Origin of the sequence: Halobellus litoreus (assembly GCF_024464595.1) — an archaeon.
Classification (GTDB): Archaea; Halobacteriota; Halobacteria; order Halobacteriales; family Haloferacaceae; genus Haloquadratum; species Haloquadratum litoreum.
This window is the reverse complement of the sequence record NZ_JANHAW010000004.1, coordinates 223,143-229,362: the sequence shown is the minus strand read 5'-3', so window position 1 is coordinate 229,362 and position 6,220 is coordinate 223,143. Positions and strand designations below refer to the sequence as shown.

Sequence of the window (6,220 nt, the reverse complement as noted above, 5' to 3'; positions counted from 1 at the left end):
GTTGTTGTTCACGGTCAACATACCCGCTGAACTGCACTTCGTGGTGGGGATCATCGAGTACACAACGATGGTGGGTTTCACGATCGCAGTGTTGTATTTGACAAGTTCCAATCTGATCTCCGCTGTCCAGCTACAAGCGGCGGACATACCCCCATCCGACGACTAAAATAACAAGAGTCGATACATCCGCCCGGTCGTAGGCCCGCTCAATCACCAATAGGCAGGCTAGTTCTGTTAGGTGATTCTTCAAGAGAGATGTGAAAGAAACTTCCTTAGAGGGCCGATGTGATAGGGTGCCTCTGAACCGCAATCTGAGAGCGGACTACTATTATTGTAGTCTTTTTGGATTGATGAGAAGATCAAAAACAATCTCAACAGAATACAATACCTTGTTCGAATTGGATGTATGGTGTCTGGTATTTTGGGGCCCATTTCTGGGCGAGGCCCGTGGTCGAGATGATGGCCTCCGTGCTTAAGTCGACCTCAGACAATTGGCTCGACGATCACCGTGTCGTGTTTCAGTTGCGGGATTTTTCCGGGACTCTTCCTCACGGTATTCGATCAGATCGTACCTGAACAGTAGCTCAAGGTCACGACTCACGGCGGCTTTATCCCGACCGATGTCGGATGCCACCTGGTGACCGGATTCGATCTCGCCGTCACGGATCCGTGTGCTACGACGATCCATTTTCCGTGTGGTTCGTCTCGAAAGTGATTGTCTCATTGGTCTCAGAATCACCGACAGCGACCACGTTCGTGTTGTTCATACTCTGGATCTTGAATTGTACCCAGGTCTGCTTGATGGTCTCTGATTCGAGATCGACCGTGACGACTACCGCACGGCCCGCGGAGTCAGGGTGTGTGAGTTCTAGTTCGACTTCACCGTCGTTCGTTGCTTCAATTACGGTCGCCTCCAACGCACGTGGGTTGTCGAACTCAACCTGGATATTGTAGCTCGTGTGCTCGTTCGATTCGATGAGCTGCGTAATCGTGTTCCGATCGTCATCGCTGAGAACACCGATCGTGTCCGTAATCTCTACTTGGAGATCTTCGAGTTCCGGATGGCTTGATTGGACTGTGACCGACTGATTGTCGAGGGCAACCTCACCTTCGACAGTCGGGAGACAGGCGTCCACAGGGTAGACGCGAATGCCGACGGTATCCAACGGATCTTCACGGTCGACGGTCTCGTAGTACTGGTTGACCTGGACTTCAACGTGGTCGTACTCTTCGAGACCGGCGTCGTCGGCAACCGCACGCCAAACGAGCCTGGCAAATGCCTCACGTTCGATTTCGTCAAACGGTTCGCCGGTCTGATGTTCGACGAGCGTGACGGTGGTATCGCCCACCTGGATATCAGTCCGGTTTCGATTCGGATCTGCAGTGCGGAGACTGCCCCGACACGTTCGGTCGCCTTGGGTGACCGTGAGGGCGGTGCCGTTTGTGGCAACCGTTTCGATTTCCACGTTCTCTGAGTGGGTGGCTGTGACGGGATTGGCTGTCTGGGTACGTTCGACCTCGGACGCGTGTGGCTCGGCTGGTGAGTCGTTTTGACTCCCGCCAGCGACGATCGCTGCGCCGCTGGCAACGAGGAGCAGCATCGATACTGCGAGCGCATACACTGCGAGCCGATATTCACGTTGCATCTGTATCACTCCGTTTGCGGGGACTGGGTTGTCGCATAGTGTTGGACCGAGAGCGGACCAACCTCCCGAGCGTAATCGACGGCAACTCTGAGCGGAGGGCAAAGCGTGTGACGGAACCCGAACCGCAATTCCTTACGGTGGGTGCTGGCCCGATCACGGCACCAACGGGTTATAAGAAAGAGTTTGTAAACACCCGTTGGAAACGCGCGTGAAACAGGCGTGAAACCTGGCCCAGTGGCTCTTCCACCCGTTTCAGGTGGCTGTAAACAAGCACATTCATACGGACTCATTCGATCACGATGCATATGCAGTCGGTCCCCCGATCCCGTGTCGTATTGGTCCTCTCACTTGTCCTCCTCAGTGGCAGTCTCGCCGTGTTCGGAACCGTCACCGGAATCACGTCGGCGACGACAGCCGCGACTGACTACGAGTTCACAATCGAGAATGGTGCACTTGTCGAAACGAGCGGTGGGACGAATGAGACGCTTGTTGCAGATCTACGTACCGTCCAGCGAATCACGATCACGAATCTGGATACGAGCCCCGTCGTTCAGACAACGGCTCGAGAGCCTCCCGAGCTCACTCGCCCACAGCGCAAACAGGCCAAGCAGATCGTCACTCGCGAAGAAGCCATTACTGACACACTTGCGACACCGACCGATGCTGTCTATACGATGCGTCCGATTCCGATCGCGATACCCAGCGATAGAGCTGCCGTCAGTGGTGCAGATCCAGATACGACGTGGGGCCGCTTCGTTGCAGCCGATGAGTCAGCCTTCACAGTACAAAACGGCACAGCTTCAGGAACGGTTGTCATCAATCGAACCGACCCACAACGAAGCGATGAGCGCGCACTGGTCGTTGTTGAGCCGATCAACCAAGATGTCCGATACAGCATCGTCGTTGATCTGCAAAACGAAACGATAGATGCATTCGTCCGTCTTCGCGGAACACCAGCATAGGCCACGATCAAATAGCCCTCCACTAATGAACGAAACCACCCTCCAACGCAGAGAGATCGTTGCTGCAGGTGTCTTCGTCACTGTAACCACTGTGCTATTCGTACTGCTGGGACGACTCCTTACGCCGTCGACAATCACGGTCACAATCGGTGACACGACTGTACAATCAGAAACTCTGCAGCTGTCGCTTCGCCGGATCGAGACCATCGTGCTCACGATCGCAGCGTTCGCCTCCGGAGTGAGTGCTACCACATTGCTCTTCGAAAGCCGAGCGTCGGGAACAGATAGCCAGACCCCTCCAGATACCCACTCTACCGCTGACGAACCTGACCACACATCAACAAAGAACTTACTCGACACCCGGAGACAGGAGTGGGATGAAACCGCGAGCCGCCTTACAGGCAACGAACAGATCGTCTACGAAATCGTCCTTAATGCTGACGGCGTCCTTCCTCAGAGCGACATCGTCGAACAATCAGATTTCTCAAAAGCGACCGTCAGTCGGACTCTCGATAATCTTGAGTCAAAAGATCTCATTGAACGCAAACGACGTGGCATCGGCAATATGGTCATCCTTCTGTGAGTGAGATCTCGTACGCAAGAAGCGTTCCCTTTGCTGCATTTGCACGGACCACTGTTCCGGTATCAAGACAACGCCCACAACACTCCCCAACTGGCAGGTCGAATTTGATCGCGGACACCCGAACTACTGGTGGACACCATCAGGACCAGATCACGTGGCTAACGACGAATGAGTCGGCTATCACAGAGCTCATCGACCGCTTCAACGAGACGGGACACCACGAGCGAATCTGGCGAGACTGGAACCCCGGTGAGCGAACTATCCGTGTGCTCCGGGACGCGATTCGAAACGCTCCAGACGAAGTCACCACGCTGGGAGCGTTCCACTCGGCGAAGGAGCTGTTTGAAGCAGTAGAGGCATACGACCCAGAAACGGACTGGAAACGGGATGTGTGTAATCGTATCTCGAGTCCTCGGAGTCTCGGGAACCTCCTTGTATCCCAGCGAGACCACCGGAGCCTGACAATTCGGCAGCACGGGAATACGAACCACTATCGGATTCAGAAGTCTTCGCGTGGCGTCCAGCCCCTTGAGGTTGAGACAATCGAGGATCTGTTCAAACTTCCCTGTATGACGAATATGGACGACCGCCTCAATAAAAAGAAACCCGTCCGAAAGGATTCTACAACTTTGCTCGGATGGTGATGTGGCTCCCACAATATCAGGAGAGCAGCCTCGAGACGATTGTTTCGGATCTCAAAGACGCCTTCTCGCGGTGGCCCTAGTACGACGAACAGGTCACCGACTACCAGATTCGCTACGAGTTCTCGAATACGATTGAAGGGGACACCCCGCTTCCGATGAACTGCGACAACGAAGATATGCAGCGCTACTGCATCGGGCAGGAGCAGTGCCCGTACTCAATCTGGGGGAGCCTTCCGTTTCCGGATGGGATGTACGATCAACGCAATAAGATTGGGCCGACTGGAGGAGAGTTCTAACTTCCAGAACTCAAAATACGACCAAGCGGCTCTGTTGAACTCCTCATTAAGTGATATGTTCTGACCCGGTGGGGATCAAGACGAGGAAAAAAATACTAAAGACGACTTTTCATTCATCCAGACACTTTATCGGGTCGAACTCTTGCCTGTACGTATGGGGATATTCCAGCGGATGGTGTTTCGTAAGCCAGATGGGCGAAGGAAAGGACTCATTTTTTGTCCTTATCGTCCATCTGCCTCCTTGCCTGGGTGTACACTGGTATCGTGCTCAATAGTTCCCACTTCTTCCTCTTTACTGGTCTCGCGCTTGGATTCTCTGGGTTCGCTGAATCGCTGGCTCCGGAGCGACGACGGTCAGCCGGGATACTTCGAATAGTAGCCGTTGGTATTCTCGTTATTTTCCTCGGCCTCCTCGCATCAGTTCCTGAATTACTATTGGAGTAGGGCAAGTGCTCTGGTTTGGTAGGAATCTGAAGTATTTCGGTGGTATTCTGAGACGGTCGAGAGCTCTGTACCTTTCAGTGACCAGCTGTTTCAAGCAAGTATATGTCTAACGAATAGGATTTCAACAGAGCCGACCAAGCCTAATGGGTAGGTGAAGTGGCTAACGCATACTGCGAGGAGCTATCCTGGGATCTCGTACCGAGAGAACTCAGTCGCTCCACAGTCCGGACACTCTTCGACCTTCAGTGACACGTTTCTCCCACAGTGGCGGCATTCAACTACCAAGGTTGGTCCGCCACGGGAGAGTAGGCGAGTAAAAACTGTTCGGACCCCCATTGTCCGCTGAACTACAGGAGATAGCGAGTTAATCATTTTGCCTCGTCCATTCTATTAGAACCTTCACACACGGTGACCAATCCACCGAAGCCTTACGTTTGAGGAAGCTGAATATTCAATCGGGAACCCAGTTACACACTTTTTCCACTCTTTATATGAACAGTGATGAAGCGATACTCGGCCGATGTCCGGATTGTGGCGAGCGAATTCCAGAAACGTGGCTCCTCGTCGAGTACGAAAAGAATGACGGAACTGATGGCGTGTGGGCCGAGTGTCCAGCGTGCGAAGACGTTGTTGCACCGGAAGAATCCGGGTGACAGACCCCAAGTGTTCTTTGTCGCGTCTGTTGTGTAAGACACTACCGATGGAAATACCTGATCAACTCCGGAGTTTGTTTTCAGCTACTGTCGAGGAACGAGACAGCTCGTATGTACTTGAAGTGCCCGACGAAGAGGTTTACACTGGTGAACTACAGCACGGCGAAACGTACCGTGTAGCGCTCCTTTCGTCACCATCAACTGATGAAACCGAGCAAACCGAAACCGAATCAAAAAGCGAATTCAACTCCCCAGTGCCACCAGTCGAAGAAGGTGAGACTCGTACCGTCGAGATCGAAGACCTTGGCGACCAAGGTGACGGTCTTACCCGTGTCGAGCGTGGTTTCGTCGTCATCGTTCCGGATACCGAGCAAGGTGAGCGAGTCACCATCGAAATAACGGATGTACGCAAGAACGTCGCCTTCGCGGAAGTGGTTAAGCGGCTGAACTACTACGATTGAGACAAACATACACCGAGATTCGTTCACAGAATGTGGGAAGACATCGGCAAGTCCAAAGTGTCTACTTGTTACGGCTTTCCACAGGGAATTGCCAGATACAAAATATGTAGATAGACGAGCCTGTCCGACGTGGATGGAGTCCCCGTCATTCACTTTCTAAGCCCTGAATTCCACGATTTCGGCAGCTATAGGTATATCGCCAACAGCAACACTATCCGAGCCGCCATTCAGTAAGACTCGACACCATCTGATTTCCATCTAGATATACCGCTATCTGCCTGTTTCTACAGGTTTCACCCCATCGTCAAGCACAATTTTTCCCACACCGAATCTTTCTATCTCGTCGAGGTCATTATTAGTGTCTTAGAAGTGCCCGATGCCTTTCTTAAGTAATTTGAAGCCGTTTAATGGCTCACTGTACCTCCAGAATAGTCCAAAGGAAGGATAGGGTATACCGGTACAAACGCCGCTGGCTCTCTCGGGGCCGAAGGGCCATCAAACAACGAGAGTGTCTTTCCGATATATCAGACT

7 protein-coding genes and 1 pseudogene are annotated in these 6,220 nt (G+C 52.9%); 6 read left to right on the top strand and 2 right to left on the bottom strand.

The window, feature by feature from the left end:
• Window positions 1–472 precede the first annotated feature (472 nt).
• Window positions 473–688 (bottom strand): HVO_A0114 family putative DNA-binding protein, encoded by a 216-nt coding sequence (locus NO360_RS19190; RefSeq protein ID WP_486611576.1) that lies wholly within the window; start codon window positions 686–688, stop codon window positions 473–475.
• A complete protein-coding gene (locus tag NO360_RS17970; protein WP_256309217.1) occupies window positions 675–1,646 on the bottom strand; it encodes a hypothetical protein in 972 nt (323 codons plus the stop codon). The genes NO360_RS19190 and NO360_RS17970 overlap by 14 nt, the downstream gene beginning before the upstream one ends.
• Before the next feature lie 305 nt (window positions 1,647–1,951).
• On the opposite strand from NO360_RS17970, the gene NO360_RS17965 reads away from it, so the two are divergent.
• The 6 genes and pseudogenes from NO360_RS17965 (at window position 1,952) to NO360_RS17945 (ending at window position 5,689) form a co-directional block, all read left to right on the top strand.
• The gene (locus NO360_RS17965) at window positions 1,952–2,608 is read left to right on the top strand and encodes a hypothetical protein (protein WP_256309216.1); all 657 of its coding nucleotides are present in this window, start codon (window positions 1,952–1,954) and stop codon (window positions 2,606–2,608) included.
• Window positions 2,609–2,633: 25 nt separating this feature from the next.
• Window positions 2,634–3,191 carry a helix-turn-helix transcriptional regulator gene (locus tag NO360_RS17960; protein ID WP_256309215.1) on the top strand — a complete coding sequence of 186 codons (558 nt, stop codon included), beginning with the start codon at window positions 2,634–2,636 and terminating at the stop codon, window positions 3,189–3,191.
• Window positions 3,192–3,331: 140 nt separating this feature from the next.
• Window positions 3,332–4,131 (top strand): annotated as a pseudogene (locus NO360_RS17955) (primase-associated protein); the annotation flags it as partial.
• Between the two features lie 249 nt (window positions 4,132–4,380).
• Window positions 4,381–4,575 (top strand): DUF8011 family protein, encoded by a 195-nt coding sequence (locus NO360_RS19185; protein ID WP_486611573.1) that lies wholly within the window; start codon window positions 4,381–4,383, stop codon window positions 4,573–4,575.
• A 491-nt stretch (window positions 4,576–5,066) separates the two neighbouring features.
• Window positions 5,067–5,228, top strand: a complete 162-nt coding sequence (locus NO360_RS17950; RefSeq protein ID WP_256309214.1) for a phage terminase large subunit family protein — start codon at window positions 5,067–5,069, stop codon at window positions 5,226–5,228.
• Window positions 5,229–5,275: 47 nt separating this feature from the next.
• Window positions 5,276–5,689 (top strand): TRAM domain-containing protein, encoded by a 414-nt coding sequence (locus NO360_RS17945; RefSeq protein ID WP_256309213.1) that lies wholly within the window; start codon window positions 5,276–5,278, stop codon window positions 5,687–5,689.
• The last annotated feature ends 531 nt before the right edge of the window (window positions 5,690–6,220 follow it).